Origin of the sequence: Arcobacter venerupis (genome assembly GCF_013201665.1) — a bacterium.
Lineage (GTDB): Bacteria > Campylobacterota > Campylobacteria > Campylobacterales > Arcobacteraceae > Aliarcobacter > Aliarcobacter venerupis.
The window spans coordinates 1,560,029-1,577,364 of the sequence record NZ_CP053840.1 but is presented as its reverse complement, the minus strand read 5'-3'; the positions used below and the strand labels follow the sequence as shown (position 1 = coordinate 1,577,364).

Here is a 17,336-nt window from a genome sequence, read left to right as displayed (position 1 = left end):
TTTATAAAATTACACATCTATAATATCTGAAAGTTTTTTAGTCAAATCTAAAATTTAATCTTTTTAATTCAATCCTTTATCAATAAATCTCAATAAAGGCTTTTAAACCTCACATATACGATAACTCTAAATTAATTTATCTAAAAATTCTATTTTTTTAATTTTATTTATTTTTTCAAACTCTTGATAAATATTTAATAATTGAGTCAACTCACTTTGACCTAAAAGTGGTATATGTTTTTCAAGTTTTTCAACAGTATCATTAGTTTTTAATTTAAATAAAGATTTTGCAATATAATTTTCTATTAAAACCATCCCTAATCTTTTTATTGATTTTGTTTTATCTAATATTTCTAAAGCCTCTTTGGTAAGTTCTAAAACTTCATTACATAAACTTGTATCCATTGAAGTGTATAGAATTTTATATAGAATATTTAAAGCTAAATTGTGTAAAACGATTGGCATTTCATCTCTATCTCCAACAGATTGTTTTAAAACAAGCCCTAATCTTCCTAATTTTATAGATTTGTCAATAGTTTTTGTATTTTTCTCAACTTCTTGAATATATTTAAATCTGTAAGAAATAGACATATTTATAAAAGTCCCACCATATTCAAAAGCACCGAGTGTTGGGATTGAAAGGGATTTTTTATAATATTTTATTGCTTCATCATAGTTTTCATTCCACTCTTCCAAATTAGCTTTTATATTATAAAAGTGCCATAACCATAAAGGATTATTATCTTCACTATGAGAGAAAAGTAACTCTTCTAATTTATTTAAAGATTTAATTCCCTCATGTTTTAACTCTTCATTTCTTTGGCTAATAATAATCCAAGCTGCTTTTCTTTGAAAATATCTAACTTCAATATCAGTAGGTTTTGAATTTTTTCCTATTTCTAATGTTTTTGGCAAACTGTTATATGCCAGTTCAAATTGCCCCATTCTTTCATATAATGAACAGATATTTAAAGCATATTTATTTGGATTTATTTCGTATAAATAGTTTGTTAATAAAATTGCTTGTTCAAAATGACCATTTCTTTCAAATAAAAAGATTAAATCATTCAAAGATTCAATAGATAATTTTCTATAATAAGAGTTATTTGAACTTTCAAAAGTATTTACATCATTAAAATCAAACATAAAACCTGCAATTTCAAACCAATAAAAATTTACTAATTCATATTGTTCTTTGTGTTTCATAGAACTTATAAATTTCTCTAAAATTTTTATAGTTCTTCTTTGATTTAAAACTATATCTTTTACATAATAATATAAAATCAAAAATGATATTGGATTTTCAAAAGTAGAAACACACTCTTCAATATGATTTCTAAGATAATATGCCAACCTTTTTTCTTCTTCACTTAAATCTTTAAAAGTTACATTTGAAGTGAAATATAATTGTAAAGATTTTTCTTGAGCTAAAAAATTAAAGTCATCAAAACTTCTATTTATAAAATTTTGGAAACCAAAAATAAGTTGATTTTTAGAATCTTGTTCCTCTTTTATGAAATTCTTCCCACAATATTCAAAAAGTTCTAATGATATAAAATTCTTTTTATCCCTTTGTTTTAATATAGTAGTTGAACAAAGTTGTAATAACGAATATAATTTTTGCTCTTTTGAAGAAAGTAGAATTTCTACATCACACTTTTTAGAAATAATTTCATCTTTAATTATTTCTATATCTAATATGTTTAGCTTTTTTAATCTTTTAGCTACGTTTTGGACTTTATCATTTCTAACATAAAAATGAACATCATTAAATCTATTTAAAACTGCATTTACATATATTTTCCAAAGCCAATGATTTGAATCTTCTAAATCAAAGTTATAAAGATGAACAATTGTTTTTTTATCAAAATTAGATAAACTTAATTTCAATTTCTTTACTTTTCTAACATCTTTATTAAACCAACTTGATATAAGATTCTTAAATTCACTTCCCTCACCATCTAAAAGTGAGGGCATAACTAACAATCCAAGAAAAAATATAAACACGAAACTAAAAGCTATATAATCATTAAAAACCCAAGAAAAAGGCGATTCAAAAATCATTTTCTTCAAGAAGTCTTCATAAATAGATACTGATAAAAATGCTATTAAAATAACAAAAACAGAAATTATAGAGATAAAAATAGTTGAAAATTTCTTCTTAAAAAAATAAAATAAAGAAGAACTTCCTGCCAAAGAATTCAAATCATTTTCAAACTTTTCAAAAGTATCATTTTCGCAATATGTTATATGTAACTCATTATTTTTCTTAACAACACAACTCTCATCAACAGTTTTTCTTTTTGTATTACATAATTTTGAAATATGTATAAAGCAATTATTTTGATTCATCTTGTTTTTTTATTCCTTCTCTTGCAACATTATTTTGTATAGGATCTGTGAATATATATGAGCCTTCTTTTAAAGTAAAAGGATAATTTTTTAAAGATTTTTCAAATCCTTTTACAAAATCATCGTCATAATTTTTTAAAGCCTCTTTTATAATTTGAATATATTTAGCGGGAATAAAAGTATTTAAATCCCCTACTTTTGCTAATTTCTTCTCATTTGTAGTCATAAAAGCAATTAAATCACTTTTAAAATCTTTGTTTAGAGTATCTTTTGATTGTATAGTTATACAAGAATAATTTTTTTCTCTTAATTTTAAAATATCTAACTCTTCTTGGGAAATTTCAATTACAACTCCATCTAAAATAGAATTTTCATTTTTTTGAATATTTAAAAAAACTCCATTTACTTTCTTCTCTTCAAATTGTATGGATTCTATTGCATTCCAAACTCTCTCATAACCTTTTATTTTTACAGGTATTAAATCATCTTGAGTTAAAACTCTTTTAAAAGATTTTTGTGCACTTGTTAGGTTTATTAAAGAACCAAATCCAAAAAGATACATATTAAACCAATTTCTCTTTACTAATAACTATTCCATCAGGATCAACGTAAACATAATCTCCTGGGTTTATTTCAACACCATCTATGATTACTGGAACATTAATTTGAGCATCTTGCATAGGAATATATTTTCTAGGACAAGTACCTTTTGCAAGTAATCCTATATCAAACTCTTTTGTAGTTACAGTATCTCTTACATAACCATTTACAATAATTCCTTCATATTTATTTTCATATGCGAATTTCATTAAATTATCACCAACAACAGCATAATATTGCATATCAACATCAACAATAACAACTTTTCCAAGACCATTATTCTCTTTTAAAAGTGTTGCTAAATCTCTATTATTTTTATCAAGTTTTACTGTTATTGCCTCTCCTTTAAACTTCTTACTTCCCCCATAAGAGTTAAAATCAGGACCTAGAACTTCTGTTTTTTTACTAAATATATCACATAAATCTGCTGTGAAAAATCCCATTATCAAATTCCTTTTATAAAATACATTATTATCTCATTTTAGTATTAATTTATTCTTATTTGAAAAAACTCTATCTGGCTTATTTATACAAATAAGATATAATACTCTTTTAAAGGATTGATATGAGAATTGTTTTTAATATATTTTTAGCTGTCGTTTTAACTCTATTTTTTAGTGCTTGTAGTACAAAAAGATTAACCATAAAGTCTTTATATCCTTCAAAAATTGAAAAAGATAAGATATATACAATAAGAGTTGATAGATTTTATAGGGATGATGTTAATCAAACGGCTAGTTTAGTAGATAAAATCGCAAATAAAACTATTGATAATAAAAGAGTTTTTGAATTAAAAAACAATGATTTTGGAACAGATGCTATTCTCACAGGTGAAGTTTTAAATTCATCTTTAGATATTCAAGTTTATTATAGAACCGAGGTTGATTATGCAAGATGTAGATATTATAGATATGATGAAAGAAGTAAGTCAAAACAGTGCATTGAGTATAGAACAAGACTTATTCCTTGCGAGAAACGAGAATATAATGTCACAACAAATATAAAATTAATTAAACCAATAACAAATAACTTAATTTATGCAAAAACTTATGACAAATCAAGTTTTGACAGTATGTGTTATGATTATCATCCTTATCCTTTTTATTCAAATACTAGTGATAAGTTTAGAGTAAATAGTCAAATAGCAAATGATATTGCAAGTGATATTTTAGACGATATTTCACCTCATTATGTCTATTATGATATTGAAATAATTGATGAATTAAATAAAGAAACTTTAATTTTTTCAAAAGAACAAGAAAAAAAATTTGAAAAAGTTGTTGAATTAATTTTAACAAAAAATCTCGATTTAGCAAAAATTGAACTTGAAAAACTTGATAATGAATTCAATGGAAAAAGTTTTGAAGTTATTTACAATTTAGCATTAATAAATGAAGCATATAATCAACTTCAAGTTGCAAATCAGCTCTATAATAAAGCAAAGTTATTAACTTTAGATCCAGAATATTTAGAATTAATAAATTTTGGAATAAGCAGAACAAGTAAAAATCTAGAAGAAAAAATCAAAGCAAAATCACAATTGCCATAGCTTATAAAATAGCTATTTAACAACTTTTAACTATTATTTTTGTATATTAAATTTTTATTATAAATATTAAAATTTTTAAAGTTAAAAGGTTAGATAAGGTGTCAATGAATAAATTTAATTACACAGCTATTTCAGATGACTGTGTAAAATGTGGAAAATGTAAACCCGTTTGTACTATTTTTAATATAAATCAAGATGAAGCAACCAGTCCTAGAGGATTTATTGATTTATTAGGAGCTTATGAAAGAGATGAGCTAGAACTTGACAAAACAGCAAAAGATATATTTGAGTCATGTTTTTTATGCACAAACTGTGTTGAAGTATGCCCTAATGATTTGCCAACAGATATGATAATTGAGCAAGTAAGAAGCGATATTGCAAAGAAATTTGGTATTACATGGTATAAAAGACTGTTTTTCTTTTTATTAAGACATAGAAGAACTATGGATTTTTTATCAAAATTAGGATGGGTATTTCAAACATGTGCTTTAAAACTTGATGATAAAAAACAATCGGCGCTTCCAAGATTCTCTCTTCCAATAGTAAAAAAAGGAAGAGTTTTACCATTTGCAGATTCAAGAAGTTTTTTAAATAAATATCCTGCAAATATTCCTGCAACTAATAAAAAAATAGAAGAAACTAAAAAGAATAAAGTTGCAATTTTCATAGGATGTATGAGTAATTATACTTACACTAACACGGGAGATTCATTAGTTAAAATTCTAAAAAAACTCGACCTTGATATTATGATTCCAAAAAAACAACTTTGTTGTGGTGCACCTGCATATTTTACAGGAGACTTTGATACAGTTGATTATCTTGCTAAAAAAAATATCGAATATTTTGAAACATGGATTGATCAAGTTGATGCTGTAATTATTCCAGAAGCAACATGTAGTGCGATGATAAAACAAGATTGGGAACATTACTTCCATAACCAACCAGAATGGAAAAAAAGAGCTGCTAAATTGTCTGAAAAAATATTTATGGCTACAAAATGGTTAGAAAATAGTACAAATTTAAAAAATTTACTTGCTAACAGTGGTAAAAAATTCGATCAATTAGTAACTTATCATGATCCATGTCATGCAAAAAAAATGCAAGGTGTTTGGAAAGAACCTAGAAGTTTATTATCTCAAAATTATGTATTAACTGAAATGAGTGATCCAAATAGATGTTGTGGATTTGGTGGAGTTACTATGCAAACAGAAAAATATAGTTTTGCAAAAGCAGCAGGTGCGCCAAAAGCTGCAATGATAAAAGAGACAAAAGCTCAAATTGTAAGTGCTGAATGTAGTGCCTGTAGAATGCAAATTACAAACTCATTATTCTTGGCAGATGTTGATGTTCAATTTAAAAATCCAATTGAGCTAATAGCTGAAGCATTGGAGAACTAATGGAATATTGGCAAAATATATATTCACATTTTAATCCTATTGCTTTTAATTTAGGTCCAGTTGCAGTTCATTGGTATGGGATAATGTATGCGCTTGCTTTAATTAGTGCAATATTTGTAGCAAAATGGTTTATAAAACATGACAAATTACCAATATCTAATGAATTATTTGATTCATATATTTGGTGGGCAGAAATTGGAGTAATTTTAGGTGCAAGATTAGGTTATATTTTATTTTATGATACTCAGACGAGCTACTATTTAACTCACCCTTGGCAAATATTCAATCCATATATTGATGGAGTTTATGCAGGAATTTCAGGAATGAGTTATCATGGAGCATTTTTTGGTTTTATTATAGCTTCGTATCTATTTTGCAGAAAGAACAAAATCTCTTTTTGGTTTATAACAGATATTGCAGTACTTGGTATTTCAGCAGCCTATGTTTTTGGAAGATTTGGGAACTTCTTTAATCAAGAATTAGTTGGACGAGCAACAGATATTCCTTGGGGAATTTATGTAGGACAAGTATTAAGACATCCTTCTCAAATATATGAAGCAATTCTTGAGGGATTAATAGTTTTTGTAATCTTAGTTTATTTAAGAAAAAGAAAAACTTTTGATGGACAATTAGCTTTAATGTATGGAATGTTATATTCAACAGCTAGAATAATAGCAGAATTTTTCAGACAACCAGATATTCAATTAGGATTTATTTATAGTAATTGGCTTACAATGGGAATTTTACAATCATTGATAGTTTTTGGGATTTGTATAGTAGTTTATTTAAAAATAAAAAAATAAGTAGTTAAGCTTAACTACTTATTTTTATTTCTTTTGTATATCCAGCATCAACTGCAAGTTCAGCAATTTTGTTTCTCAATAAATCTAATCTCCAGCCATGCCTACTTGCAAAGTTCTCTATTTCAGCATCTCTTTGTTCTGGTGTACAAAATACAAAAATTCTCTTTAAAAAAGGTTTTGGTACTTGTATTGCTATTAATTGAAAATAATTCTCTTTACAGCTTCTAGAGCAAAAAGCCTTACTCATAGCAATCTTTTTTTTGCAGAAAGGGCAATGCGACATTATTTATTACCTTTGATTATTAGTTTATAGAACTTAGCATTAGTAACATCCTGAAGAAATCTTGGTTCAATATCATGTAAAGCTATTATTTCAATAACTTTACCATCCATTAACCAAGCTCGTCCCGTATCTTCTATAACTTGACTCTCAAATAATTGGATTAATTCTTCTTTGGAAACAATCAGTTCTTCCATATTATAACTTTTTTATTTAGATTTTGCAAATCAACACAATTAATTTGACTTAAGAATATCTATTGTATAGCCCTTGTTAGAGTGGTTTTTGATAATTTCATAATATGTTTTTTGTCTAATTTTATTAACTATATTTCGCATAGTATAAATAGACATATCTTTACCTTTCCATACAACATCTTTTATTATATCATAATCTGTAATATCATTTCGTTTAGTTATTAATAATTTTAAAAAAGATTTTTCTAATCTTGTAAAATCAATTAAAATTCCACCTGATTTAAAAAATTGATCTCTATACTCATCAAAATAGATTCCATTTTCGAATTCTATTTTATCACCTCTTTTTGTTTGATTTAGACACATAATAACAGCTAGTTTTAAATCTTTTGCTCTTAAAGGTTTTGACAAAAATGTATAAGCACCTGAATTAATCGCTGTAACTATGTTTTCATTATTATCAGCATCTGAAACAACTATTTTTGGTAATGAAGGAGCTAATGCTGATAGTTCTGAACAAAGTTCTGAAAAAGAGATACCTACTGTATCTGCATCTATAATAGCCATATCATAATTATTTGAACACGCAAGTGTTAAGGCATCTTTTAAATTTGAAGTAACTTTTAATTCTTTAAAATAATCATCAAATTCATTTCCAATTGATTCATTTATTTTTTCATCACTACTTATAAAAAGTAGTTTTGCATTGTAAAGTTTTCTAATATTTTTTACTGTTTTTAACATAATAATTCTCTTTAATAATATTTTGGTTTAAAATATAATAATAACTAAAATTTTAAAATTTGTCAAAACATATCTTGAAAATATTAAGTATTTTTATAAATTTAAACTTACTTTAATTCTTGCCATGAATTTCCAATAGATACAGATACTTTTAAAGGTATATTTAATTTATACACATTTTCCATTATTTCTTTTAAATCTTTAGTTATTTCTTCCACAAATTCGTCCTTAACTTCAAATATAAGTTCATCATGAATTTGTAATAGCATTCTCATATTATTATTATTTTTATATTTTTCATATATTTTAACCATAGATAATTTAATTAAATCAGCTGCACTTCCTTGAAACAGTGTATTTACTGCTTCTCTTAAATATGCAGCTTTAATCATTGCATTTGCTGAATCGAAATCAAACAATCGTTTTCTATTTAATAATGTTTTTATGAAGCCATTTACATGAGCAAAATCTTCTATTGATTTCAAATAATCTTTTACACTTTTAAATGCTTCAAAATATGAATCAATATAAAGTTTTGCTTCTTTTGAAGGAATTCCTAAAGTATCTCCAAGTTTTTTACTTCCCATTCCATATAATAATCCAAAATTTATAGATTTCGCAATTCCTCTTTTTTCTTTTGCTTGCTCTTGTCCAAAAATTTTAACCGCAGTTTGGTAGTGAATATCTAAATCATTTCTAAAAGCATCAACTAAGGCTTCATCACCACTAAAGTGAGCTAGCAATCTTAGTTCTATTTGAGAGTAATCAATTCCCACAAGTTTATATCCATCTTTTGGGATAAATGCTTCTCTAATTTTTGAACCACTTCCTGCTCGAACTGGAATATTTTGTAAATTTGGATTTTTTGAACTTAATCTTCCAGTTGCTGTTCCTGTATGTAAAAATGAAGTATGAATTCTATTATCTGCATTTTTTAATCCAAGTTCCAACAATGGCTCAATATAAGTTGATTGAAGCTTATAAGCTTCCCTATAGTTTAATAAAAGAGGAATTACGTCATGTTCGTTTACCAAACCACTTAAAACAGCTTCATCTGTGCTATAACCAGTTTTTGTTTTTTTAGATGTTGCAAGACCTAATGTTTCAAATAAAACAACTCCTAATTGTTTTGGAGAGTTAATATTAAACTCAACACCTGCAACTTTATAGATATTTGCTGTAAGTTCTTGAATATATTTATTGTTTGTACCTTTTAACTCTTGTAGTAAATTAACATCAACTTTTATTCCATTATTTTCCATATCAGCTAAAACATAAATAAACTCAAATTCTAAATCAAAGGCAAGTTTTAGTAAATCTGCATCTTCTTTTTCTTTGAAAATTTCTAATTGTTTATTAAATAGTTTTAGTGTCATCAAGGCATCTTCAGCTGCGTATTCACAAGCTTTATAAACATCAACATTTGAGAAGTTTTCACCTTTTTTTACAACATCTTTAAAAGAAATCATTTTATGATTAAAATATTTATCAACTTGATAATCAAGTCCAACTTTTTCATTTGTATTTAAAAGCCAAGATAAAATCATAGTATCTGCGTATAGTTTCAACTCAATATCAAAATTGTGTCTAATAACTGCATAATCATATTTAAAATTTTGTAATACTAATTTGTGTCTATTTAATTGAGTAATTGCTTGACGTGCTGCATCTTTTGAAATTTGCTCAGGTGCTCCTAAATAAAAATGGGCAATTGGAACATAATAAGCTTTATTCTTTTCATAGGCAAATGAAAAACCAACAATTTGAGCTTTTTGTGTATCAATATCTGTGGTTTCAGTGTCAAAGGCAACTATTGCATCTCGTGGAATTGTATTTATTGCTAGGGATAATTTATTTTCATCATCTAATAAAACATACTCAATATTATCGTTTTTTTCAATCTCTTTTGGAATTTCTGTTTTAAAAGACATACCATTTTTGTTTATTCTATCAAGAACTTTTGCCATATCATATTGATGTAAAATATCGCTTATTTTCAATATTGGATTTTCGGCAGGTAATAAAAAATTACTCAAATCATCAATTATATGGCAATCTCTTGATAAAGTAACAAGCTGTTTTGATAAAAATGCCATTTCACGACTATCTTCAAGTAAAGTTTTCCATCTTTTTTTCTCAATATTTTCTAAATTTGCATAGATATTTTCTAAAGTCCCAAATTGTTGAATTAAAGCTTCTGCTGTTTTTGCTCCAATTCCTTTTACTCCTGGAATATTATCAGCACTATCCCCTAAAAGTGATTGATAATCTGTAAATTGTGATGGATGAACTCCATATTTTTCTAAACATTTTGCTTCATTTATAACAACTCTTTTTGTTGGGTCAAATAAATAAATTGTATCATCTTCAATTAATTGATATAAATCTTTATCGTGAGATACGATTCTCACTTCCAAACCTTTTAGTTTTGCATCATGTGCAATTGATGCTACAATATCATCTGCTTCAAAACCTGTTCTAATTGCCGTTTTAAATCCCATTAATTCAATCCATGAAATAGCTATTGGAAGTTGTTTTAATAAATCTTCTGGAACATCAGGTCTTTGAGCTTTATAATTGTCATAAAGGTCATTTCTAAAAGTATTTCCCTTTGCATCTAATGCAAAAACTATATAATCTGTTTGGAAATCTTTTCCAATATTTGCTATAAAATTTATAAAACCTGTTAATAAACCTGTGGGGAAACCCTCTTTTGATCTAAGTGGTGGAAGGGCAAAATAACTTCTAAATAAAAATCCAAATGTATCAATTACTGTAATTGTTTTTTTCATAAATTTCTCTTTCATATACTGTTTAAAGATTTTATATTATAATAATGTCACTAAAAATAAGGTTTTACTTTAAAAGGAAGATAAATGATAATTATACCTGCAAGATTAAATTCTAGTAGATTTGCAAATAAAATTTTAGTTGATATTTTAGGATTACCAATGGTAATTAGAACTGCCAAACAAGTAAGTAGATTGGATAAAGTAGTAATTGCTACAGATTCACAAGAAGTTATTGATTTAGCTTCACAATATGGTTTTGATGCAGTTATGACTTCAAGTTCACACAATAGTGGAACTGATAGAATAAATGAAGCTGTAAATATATTAAATTTAAGTGAAGATGAGATAATTGTAAATGTTCAAGGTGATGAACCATTTATAGAAGTTGAAGTTGTAGAAGCTGTAATAAATAGAGTAAAACAAATAAAAGAAAACAATGAAGATATTATGATTACTTCATGTTATAAAGAGATAAGCTCAGAATTAGCTGATGATCCAAATCATGTAAAAGTTGTTTTAGATGAACACTCGAATGCTATTTACTTTTCACGTGCAAAAGTACCATATCACAGAGATCATCATGAATTAGCAAATTATAGCGGTCATTTAGGAATTTATGGATTTACTAAAAAATCATTAAATGCTTTTTGTAAATTAAATCCATCAAAATTAGAAAATATAGAAAAACTTGAACAATTAAGAGCAATAGATAATGGACATAAAATTGCTATGGTAAAAGTTGTTTCTAAATCTTTTGGTATTGATACTCAAGCAGATTTAAATAACGCAATTAAAATCTTTGGAAAATAATTTTTTTATGTTTAATATTGAATAAAGTGATTTAAAAGTAATTTTATGTAAAACTAAGAGATAAAATATACTAAATTAAGGTCGTTAATGCGTTATGATGTACTAATAATAAGTGATGAACAAGAGCACTTTAAAAACTTCAAACAATATGCTTCAAAAATAATAAAAAATATAAATATCACACTCTCTTTTGAGTGTGAAGATGTTAATGATGCTCTTGAATACACTGATTTACTTATAATTGATATAAATGTTCATAATTATTTTAATCCCTTAGAATTCTACTTAGAAAGAAATATTCATACTATTTTTTTAGTTGATTATGATTTACATCTCGAAAAATACTCAATAATTAAAGAAGAAAATATTTTATATAAACCTTTAGATTTAGATAAATTAATATTAAAAATAAAGTATTATACAAATTTAGTCGATACAAACAGTGTATTAAAAAAAGAAGAAGAGTTTTCTAACTCTATAATAAATAATATTGATTACCCTATTTTTTCATTGGCAAATGAAAAAGTAATTTTTTCAAATGATCACTTTTTTAAACTTTTGAATTGTTTTTCTTTAGAAGAAATTAACAATAAATACAAAAATATTACAGATATTTTTGAAAAGGAAGATGGTTGTATTACTAATTTTGATAATAAGATATTTGAAGAGTGTGAAAATAAAAATATTAAAGTTTGTATAAAAAGCAATGATACAAAAAAATATTTCTCTTTACAGAAAATCCTTCTTACACATAATAATACTTCTATTATGATTTTACATGATATTAGCCATGAAATCGAACATAAACATGAATTATATAAACTTTTATACACTGATAACTTAACAAAATTCCCAAATAGAGCCAAATTAATTGAAGAATTACAAACAAATAATTTAGTTTTAGAAGCTGTTTGTCTTTTAAATATTAATTCATTTAAAGAGGTAAATGATTTTTTTGGCCATAAAGTTGGTGATTCAATACTAATTGATGTTGCAAAATTAATTAATGATAAGATTAAAAAATCAGGAGATCATATAAAATTATATAAATTTCCATCTGATAACTATTGTATTACTAATACAAAAGATTCACAAGAAGATTTTATAGAATTAATAAAAAATATAGTTGAGTCAGTTTATAAAAAAGTATTTATTTTTGAGTTATATGAAATTGATATTAGAATAACAGCTGGAATCTCTTTTTCAAATAAAAATAATAAACTAATAACAGCGGATATTGCCCTACAATCAGCAAAAAAAGATCACAAAGATTATCTTGTTTTTTATGATGAACTTGACAAATTCCAAGAATATGAAAATAATATGCTTTGGACAAAAAAATTAAAATCTGCTTTTATAAATGATAATATTGAAGTATATTTTCAGCCACTTGTAAATAATAGAACACTAAAAGTTGATAAATATGAGTGTTTAGTAAGATTAATAGATGAAGATGGAAAAGTTGTAGCACCCTATTTCTTTTTAGATATTTCAAAAAAATCTAATCAATATACAAAACTTACAAAAATTGTTTTAGAAAAATCTTTTCAGAAATTTGAACATTTGCCTTTTGAATTTTCTGTAAATATCTCTTATGAAGATATTGAAAATCCTGATTTTTTAGATTTTATAAAAGAATTATTAAATAAATATAATGTAGAAAACAGAGCTGTTTTTGAGATTTTAGAAGATGAAAGTATTAAAAACTACAATTTACTAATCTCTTTTGTGGATGAAGTTAAATCTTTAGGCTGTAAAGTTGCAATTGATGACTTTGGGAGTGGATATTCTAATTTTGAGCATCTTTTAAAAATGAATATTGATTATCTAAAAATTGATGCTTCTTTAATAAAAAATATTGCAATTAATGAAAATTCTTATAAAATTACAAAAACCATAATAGAATTTGCAAAGAATTTAAATTTAAAAACAATTGCAGAATTTGTTGAAAATGAAGAGATTTTTAACATTGTTAGAAAATTAGGAGCTGATTATTCCCAAGGGTATTTTTTCTCTGCTCCAATGTCAATACCTAATGTTATGGAATATAATGAAAATGGAGATAAAAATCATGAATAAAGAAATTTTAAAAACAATCTCTGTTTTATATGTAGAAGATGAAAATGATGTTAGAGAATTTACTTCTAAATTATTAAGTTCATTATTAAGAAAAGTTTATGTTGCTTCTGATGGTCTTGAAGGTTTTGAAATATTTAATGAAAATAAAGACGATATTGATTTAATTGTTTCAGATATAAATATGCCCAAAATGGATGGTTTATCTATGTGTGAAGCTATAAAAAAGATAAACACAGAAATACCTCTTGTTATTACAAGTGCCCACAATGATACTAATTTTTTTAAAAAATCAATTGAAATTGGTGTTAGTACATATGCTATGAAACCTATTGATTTATATCAATTAATAGAAAGTATTATAAAAGCGATGGAACCTATTATTTTAAAAAAGAAATTAATAGAATTAAATTTATCACTAGAAAGTAAAATCGAGCAAGAAATATCAAAAGTAAGATCTATATTAGATGCGCAAGATAATATTATAATTGTTACAAACAAAGAAAGAATTACAAATGTAAACAAAAAATTTCTTGATTTTTTCGGAATATTAGACTTTGATAAATTTGTAAATGGTGAAAAAAATATTTTTGATTTCTTTGAAGAAGAGTTTGGATTTATTACAAAAGAGAAAATTATTGAACAAGATTCTTGGATTGACTATATAAGAAATTTGCATGAAATAGATAGAATCGTAAAAATAAAAAGTTCTTTGAATGAAGAAAAAATCTTTGCTATTAATGTTGATTATTATGAAAATAAAGAAGATTATTATGTGTTTTCATTAACTGATATAACAAAATTAAAAGAGAAAGCTAATCTACTAGAATATCAAGCAAGCCATGATAAATTAACAGGTTTATTTAATAGAAATAGATTTGATGAAATTTATTCAAAAGAGATAAAACGAGCACTAAGATATAATAATGATTTATCAATAATTATGTTTGATATTGATGATTTTAAATTGGTAAATGATACCTATGGACATCAAACTGGAGATGAAGTGTTAAAAGAGCTTTCAAAAGTTGCATTAGCTAATGTTAGAGAACAAGATATAAATGTTAGATGGGGAGGAGAAGAGTTTTTAATACTTTTACCTCAAACTAATCTTGAAGGTGCTATTGCAGTTGCTTCAAAAATTAGAATAGCAATAAGTGAATATATCTTTACAAGTCACAATTTAAATATAACATCTAGTTTTGGAGTTTCTCAATTTTTAGAAGATGATGATGAAACTAAATTCATTTCAAAATGTGACAAGCTTTTATATGAAGCAAAAAAAACAGGAAAAAATAAAATAGTTTCGTAAAAACTACTTTATTTTATAATTAAAAGTTAAAATCTTCACCTAAATAGTGCTCTCGTACTTTAACATCATTTCTAATCTCTTCACTTGTTCCACTAGCCAATAAAGTTCCCGATTTCATAACATATGCTCTATCACAGATTTGTAAAGTTTCTCTAACATTATGGTCTGTTATTAAAACTCCAATATTTATTTTCGTTAATTGATGGATTATCTCTTGAATATCTTTTACAGCTATTGGATCAACTCCAGCAAATGGTTCATCAAGAAGTAAAAATTTTGGTTGAGATACTAATGCTCGAGCAATTTCAGTTCTTCTTCTCTCTCCACCAGAAAGTGAAACTCCTTGTCTTTGACGAATTGGCTCAATATTAAAAAGTTCAAGTAACTCTTCTACTCTTCTAATTTGTTCTTCTTTATCATCTGTAATAATCTGAGCCGCTAACATTAGATTATCTTCAACAGATAAATCTTTAAAAATAGATGATTCTTGTGGTAAATAACCAATTCCCCTTAAAGCTCTTTTATGTAAAGGTAATGCTGTAATATCTTCATCATCGAAAAAAACATTTCCAGCTGTTGGTTTTACTAAACCACAAACAGTATAAAATGTAGTTGTTTTTCCTGCACCATTTGGACCTAATAATCCTACTATTTCCCCTGATTTCACTTCAAGTGAAATACCATGAAGTATTTGAGTTTTTTTGATAGTTTTTGTTATATCTTTTATATGTAGTTTATGCATTTATTTTATATAGCCTTTTATTATCTTTTTTTTCTATTTCAAGTAAAATCACTTTATATCCATAATCATTAAGAATTTCTTCAAGTTTTTCATCACCCCACTCTACAAAGTGAACACCTTTTTTTTCAAACTCTTCAAGCATACCAAGTGAGATAAATTCACTTAATGTTTTGTTATAAACATCATAATGAAAAATATCATTTGAATAAATAGCTTGTAATGAAAAAGTAGGAGATGTAACTAAGTCATTTAAACCCAAAGCTTTTACATAATTTTTAACAAGGGTAGTTTTTCCACTTGCTAAATCACCTCTTAAAATAATTATACTATCTTCATTATTTATACAATTAATCAACTCTTTTACTAAAATATCAAGTTGATTTAATCCTAATTCAAACTCTTTTTGCAAAAAAATTCCTAGCTTAATTGATTAGAAACTTTTATAATTTGTTCTAATTTTTCTTTTGCAGCACCACTGATTATTGCCTCTTTTGCCATATCAATACCATCTTTAAAATCCCTTGCTTTTTCATCAATAATTAAAGCAGCTGCTGTATTTAATAGAACAATATCGAGTTTTGCACCAACTATTTTTTTTGATAAAATATCTCTTGTTAGTTTTGCATTATACTCAGGACCTTCACCAATAATATCATTTTTAGAAGCGATTGGAATACCATAGTTTTCAGGGTTTATTTCAATATCTGTAATTTTTCCATTTATTAAAAGTGTTGCATAAGTTATATCTGAAACTGAGATTTCATCCATTCCATCATTTGATGACAGAATCATCGCTCTTTTTGTATCAAGCATATCAAGAGCAGCTGCAATTCTATTTATATAATCTTTATCAAATACTCCAATTACTTGTTTTGTAACACCTGCTGGATTACATAAAGGGCCTAAAATATTCATAATAGTTCTATGTGGAATTGTTTTTCTAACTGGTGTTATATATTTCATTGCTGGATGATGATTGTTTGCAAACATAAAAGCAAAACCTGTGTCTTCTAGCATTTTAGCAGTACTTTGTAAATCTAAATTAAGATTTATTCCTAAAGATTCAAGCATATCAGCACTTCCTGATTTACTTGTAACACTTCTGTTCCCATGCTTTGCAACATAAGAACCACAAGCTGCAAGCAAAATAGAAACTGTACTTGAAATATTAAAACTATAACTTTTATCTCCACCAGTTCCTACAACATCAATAGCTTTTTCTCTTAAATCTTCATGAATGGGAAGAGGGATATAATGATCTCTCATAGCACTAGCAGCTCCTGCAATTTCAGCTGCTGTTTCGCCTCTTTCGTAAAGTTCTAATAAATATTCTCTTATTTCTTCTTGAGATAATCTATTTTCAAATATATCATCAAATTTTAATTTGGATGCATTAAACATTTAGTCGATCCTTTGCACATATTCATCAATTTTTGATTTTGGAGTTGACTTATTAGTTGGTATTTGTAATACTTTGAATTTTTCAGTTTTTTCTAAATACCTAATCTCGATTGTGTCTCCAACCTTAACTTCTTTTGCTTTTTTCACAGCTTGGTCATTTATAAAAACAACTTTGTGCTCAAGCATATCCTCAGCTACTGCTCTTCGTTTTGTAATATTAACGGCATTTAAAAATTTATCTATTCTCATAACATAGATTATATCTAAGATTAAATAAATAG

The 17,336-nt window shown here is 25.8% G+C and carries 17 protein-coding genes; 6 read left to right on the top strand and 11 right to left on the bottom strand.

The window, feature by feature from the left end:
- Positions 1–126 precede the first annotated feature (126 nt).
- From AVENP_RS07790 to rraA, 3 genes are read right to left on the bottom strand one after another with little or no spacing between them, the layout of a single operon-like run.
- A complete protein-coding gene (locus AVENP_RS07790; protein WP_128358466.1) occupies positions 127–2,352 on the bottom strand; it encodes a tetratricopeptide repeat protein in 2,226 nt (741 codons plus the stop codon).
- Positions 2,339–2,914: a gamma-glutamylcyclotransferase gene (locus AVENP_RS07785; RefSeq protein ID WP_128358467.1), complete on the bottom strand. Its 576-nt coding sequence runs from the start codon at positions 2,912–2,914 to the stop codon at positions 2,339–2,341. Before AVENP_RS07785 ends, AVENP_RS07790 begins: the two co-directional genes overlap by 14 nt.
- A 1-nt stretch (position 2,915) precedes the next feature.
- On the bottom strand, positions 2,916–3,395 hold the full coding sequence (rraA, locus tag AVENP_RS07780; RefSeq protein ID WP_128358468.1) for a ribonuclease E activity regulator RraA: 480 nt from the start codon (positions 3,393–3,395) through the stop codon (positions 2,916–2,918).
- Between the two features lie 122 nt (positions 3,396–3,517).
- On the opposite strand from rraA, the gene AVENP_RS07775 reads away from it, so the two are divergent.
- The 3 genes from AVENP_RS07775 (at position 3,518) to lgt (ending at position 6,701) form a co-directional block, all read left to right on the top strand.
- The gene (locus AVENP_RS07775) at positions 3,518–4,501 is read left to right on the top strand and encodes a hypothetical protein (protein ID WP_128358469.1); all 984 of its coding nucleotides are present in this window, start codon (positions 3,518–3,520) and stop codon (positions 4,499–4,501) included.
- Between the two features lie 104 nt (positions 4,502–4,605).
- The gene (locus AVENP_RS07770) at positions 4,606–5,898 is read left to right on the top strand and encodes a (Fe-S)-binding protein (protein WP_430385357.1); all 1,293 of its coding nucleotides are present in this window, start codon (positions 4,606–4,608) and stop codon (positions 5,896–5,898) included.
- Positions 5,898–6,701, top strand: coding sequence for a prolipoprotein diacylglyceryl transferase (gene lgt, locus AVENP_RS07765; protein WP_128358471.1), 804 nt, complete (start codon positions 5,898–5,900; stop codon positions 6,699–6,701). The genes AVENP_RS07770 and lgt overlap by 1 nt, the downstream gene beginning before the upstream one ends.
- 10 nt (positions 6,702–6,711) lie before the next feature.
- Here the strand turns inward: lgt and AVENP_RS07760 are convergent, their stop codons facing one another.
- The 4 genes from AVENP_RS07760 to polA all read right to left on the bottom strand — a co-directional run bounded on the left by AVENP_RS07760 (position 6,712) and on the right by polA (position 10,714).
- A complete protein-coding gene (locus tag AVENP_RS07760; RefSeq protein WP_235663723.1) occupies positions 6,712–6,948 on the bottom strand; it encodes a hypothetical protein in 237 nt (78 codons plus the stop codon).
- 35 nt (positions 6,949–6,983) lie between these two features.
- The gene (locus tag AVENP_RS07755) at positions 6,984–7,178 is read right to left on the bottom strand and encodes a hypothetical protein (RefSeq protein ID WP_128358473.1); all 195 of its coding nucleotides are present in this window, start codon (positions 7,176–7,178) and stop codon (positions 6,984–6,986) included.
- 39 nt (positions 7,179–7,217) lie between these two features.
- Positions 7,218–7,922 (bottom strand): response regulator transcription factor, encoded by a 705-nt coding sequence (locus tag AVENP_RS07750; protein ID WP_128358474.1) that lies wholly within the window; start codon positions 7,920–7,922, stop codon positions 7,218–7,220.
- 107 nt (positions 7,923–8,029) lie between these two features.
- Positions 8,030–10,714, bottom strand: coding sequence for a DNA polymerase I (polA, locus tag AVENP_RS07745; protein WP_128358475.1), 2,685 nt, complete (start codon positions 10,712–10,714; stop codon positions 8,030–8,032).
- Between the two features lie 84 nt (positions 10,715–10,798).
- On the opposite strand from polA, the gene kdsB reads away from it, so the two are divergent.
- The 3 genes from kdsB to AVENP_RS07730 all read left to right on the top strand — a co-directional run bounded on the left by kdsB (position 10,799) and on the right by AVENP_RS07730 (position 14,912).
- Positions 10,799–11,524 (top strand): 3-deoxy-manno-octulosonate cytidylyltransferase, encoded by a 726-nt coding sequence (kdsB, locus tag AVENP_RS07740; RefSeq protein WP_128358476.1) that lies wholly within the window; start codon positions 10,799–10,801, stop codon positions 11,522–11,524.
- An 87-nt stretch (positions 11,525–11,611) separates the two neighbouring features.
- Positions 11,612–13,603 (top strand): EAL domain-containing protein, encoded by a 1,992-nt coding sequence (locus AVENP_RS07735; RefSeq protein WP_128358477.1) that lies wholly within the window; start codon positions 11,612–11,614, stop codon positions 13,601–13,603.
- Positions 13,596–14,912: a GGDEF domain-containing response regulator gene (locus AVENP_RS07730; protein WP_172664261.1), complete on the top strand. Its 1,317-nt coding sequence runs from the start codon at positions 13,596–13,598 to the stop codon at positions 14,910–14,912. Before AVENP_RS07735 ends, AVENP_RS07730 begins: the two co-directional genes overlap by 8 nt.
- Positions 14,913–14,931: 19 nt before the next feature.
- On the opposite strand, the gene lptB is transcribed toward AVENP_RS07730, so the two are convergent.
- The 4 genes from lptB to AVENP_RS07710 are packed head-to-tail and all read right to left on the bottom strand — an operon-like array spanning position 14,932 to position 17,304.
- Positions 14,932–15,654, bottom strand: coding sequence for an LPS export ABC transporter ATP-binding protein (lptB, locus tag AVENP_RS07725; protein ID WP_128358479.1), 723 nt, complete (start codon positions 15,652–15,654; stop codon positions 14,932–14,934).
- Positions 15,647–16,063, bottom strand: a complete 417-nt coding sequence (gene tsaE / locus AVENP_RS07720; RefSeq protein WP_128358480.1) for a tRNA (adenosine(37)-N6)-threonylcarbamoyltransferase complex ATPase subunit type 1 TsaE — start codon at positions 16,061–16,063, stop codon at positions 15,647–15,649. The genes lptB and tsaE overlap by 8 nt, the downstream gene beginning before the upstream one ends.
- Positions 16,064–16,071: 8 nt before the next feature.
- On the bottom strand, positions 16,072–17,055 hold the full coding sequence (trpD, locus tag AVENP_RS07715; RefSeq protein ID WP_128358481.1) for an anthranilate phosphoribosyltransferase: 984 nt from the start codon (positions 17,053–17,055) through the stop codon (positions 16,072–16,074).
- A complete protein-coding gene (locus AVENP_RS07710) occupies positions 17,056–17,304 on the bottom strand; it encodes a S4 domain-containing protein (RefSeq protein WP_128358482.1) in 249 nt (82 codons plus the stop codon). It abuts the gene before it with no gap.
- Positions 17,305–17,336: the final 32 nt, after the last annotated feature.

Excerpts from the sequence above, each read along its gene's own strand:
- AVENP_RS07790 (WP_128358466.1), bottom strand. The coding sequence starts at position 2,352 with ATGAATCAAAATAATTGCTTTATACATATTTCAAAATTATGTAATACA.
- AVENP_RS07785 (WP_128358467.1), bottom strand. The coding sequence starts at position 2,914 with ATGTATCTTTTTGGATTTGGTTCTTTAATAAACCTAACAAGTGCACAA.
- rraA (WP_128358468.1), bottom strand. The coding sequence starts at position 3,395 with ATGGGATTTTTCACAGCAGATTTATGTGATATATTTAGTAAAAAAACA.
- AVENP_RS07775 (WP_128358469.1), top strand. The coding sequence starts at position 3,518 with ATGAGAATTGTTTTTAATATATTTTTAGCTGTCGTTTTAACTCTATTT.
- AVENP_RS07770 (WP_430385357.1), top strand. The coding sequence starts at position 4,606 with ATGAATAAATTTAATTACACAGCTATTTCAGATGACTGTGTAAAATGT.
- lgt (WP_128358471.1), top strand. The coding sequence starts at position 5,898 with ATGGAATATTGGCAAAATATATATTCACATTTTAATCCTATTGCTTTT.
- AVENP_RS07760 (WP_235663723.1), bottom strand. The coding sequence starts at position 6,948 with ATGAGTAAGGCTTTTTGCTCTAGAAGCTGTAAAGAGAATTATTTTCAA.
- AVENP_RS07755 (WP_128358473.1), bottom strand. The coding sequence starts at position 7,178 with ATGGAAGAACTGATTGTTTCCAAAGAAGAATTAATCCAATTATTTGAG.
- AVENP_RS07750 (WP_128358474.1), bottom strand. The coding sequence starts at position 7,922 with ATGTTAAAAACAGTAAAAAATATTAGAAAACTTTACAATGCAAAACTA.
- polA (WP_128358475.1), bottom strand. The coding sequence starts at position 10,714 with ATGAAAAAAACAATTACAGTAATTGATACATTTGGATTTTTATTTAGA.
- kdsB (WP_128358476.1), top strand. The coding sequence starts at position 10,799 with ATGATAATTATACCTGCAAGATTAAATTCTAGTAGATTTGCAAATAAA.
- AVENP_RS07735 (WP_128358477.1), top strand. The coding sequence starts at position 11,612 with ATGCGTTATGATGTACTAATAATAAGTGATGAACAAGAGCACTTTAAA.
- AVENP_RS07730 (WP_172664261.1), top strand. The coding sequence starts at position 13,596 with ATGAATAAAGAAATTTTAAAAACAATCTCTGTTTTATATGTAGAAGAT.
- lptB (WP_128358479.1), bottom strand. The coding sequence starts at position 15,654 with ATGCATAAACTACATATAAAAGATATAACAAAAACTATCAAAAAAACT.
- trpD (WP_128358481.1), bottom strand. The coding sequence starts at position 17,055 with ATGTTTAATGCATCCAAATTAAAATTTGATGATATATTTGAAAATAGA.
- AVENP_RS07710 (WP_128358482.1), bottom strand. The coding sequence starts at position 17,304 with ATGAGAATAGATAAATTTTTAAATGCCGTTAATATTACAAAACGAAGA.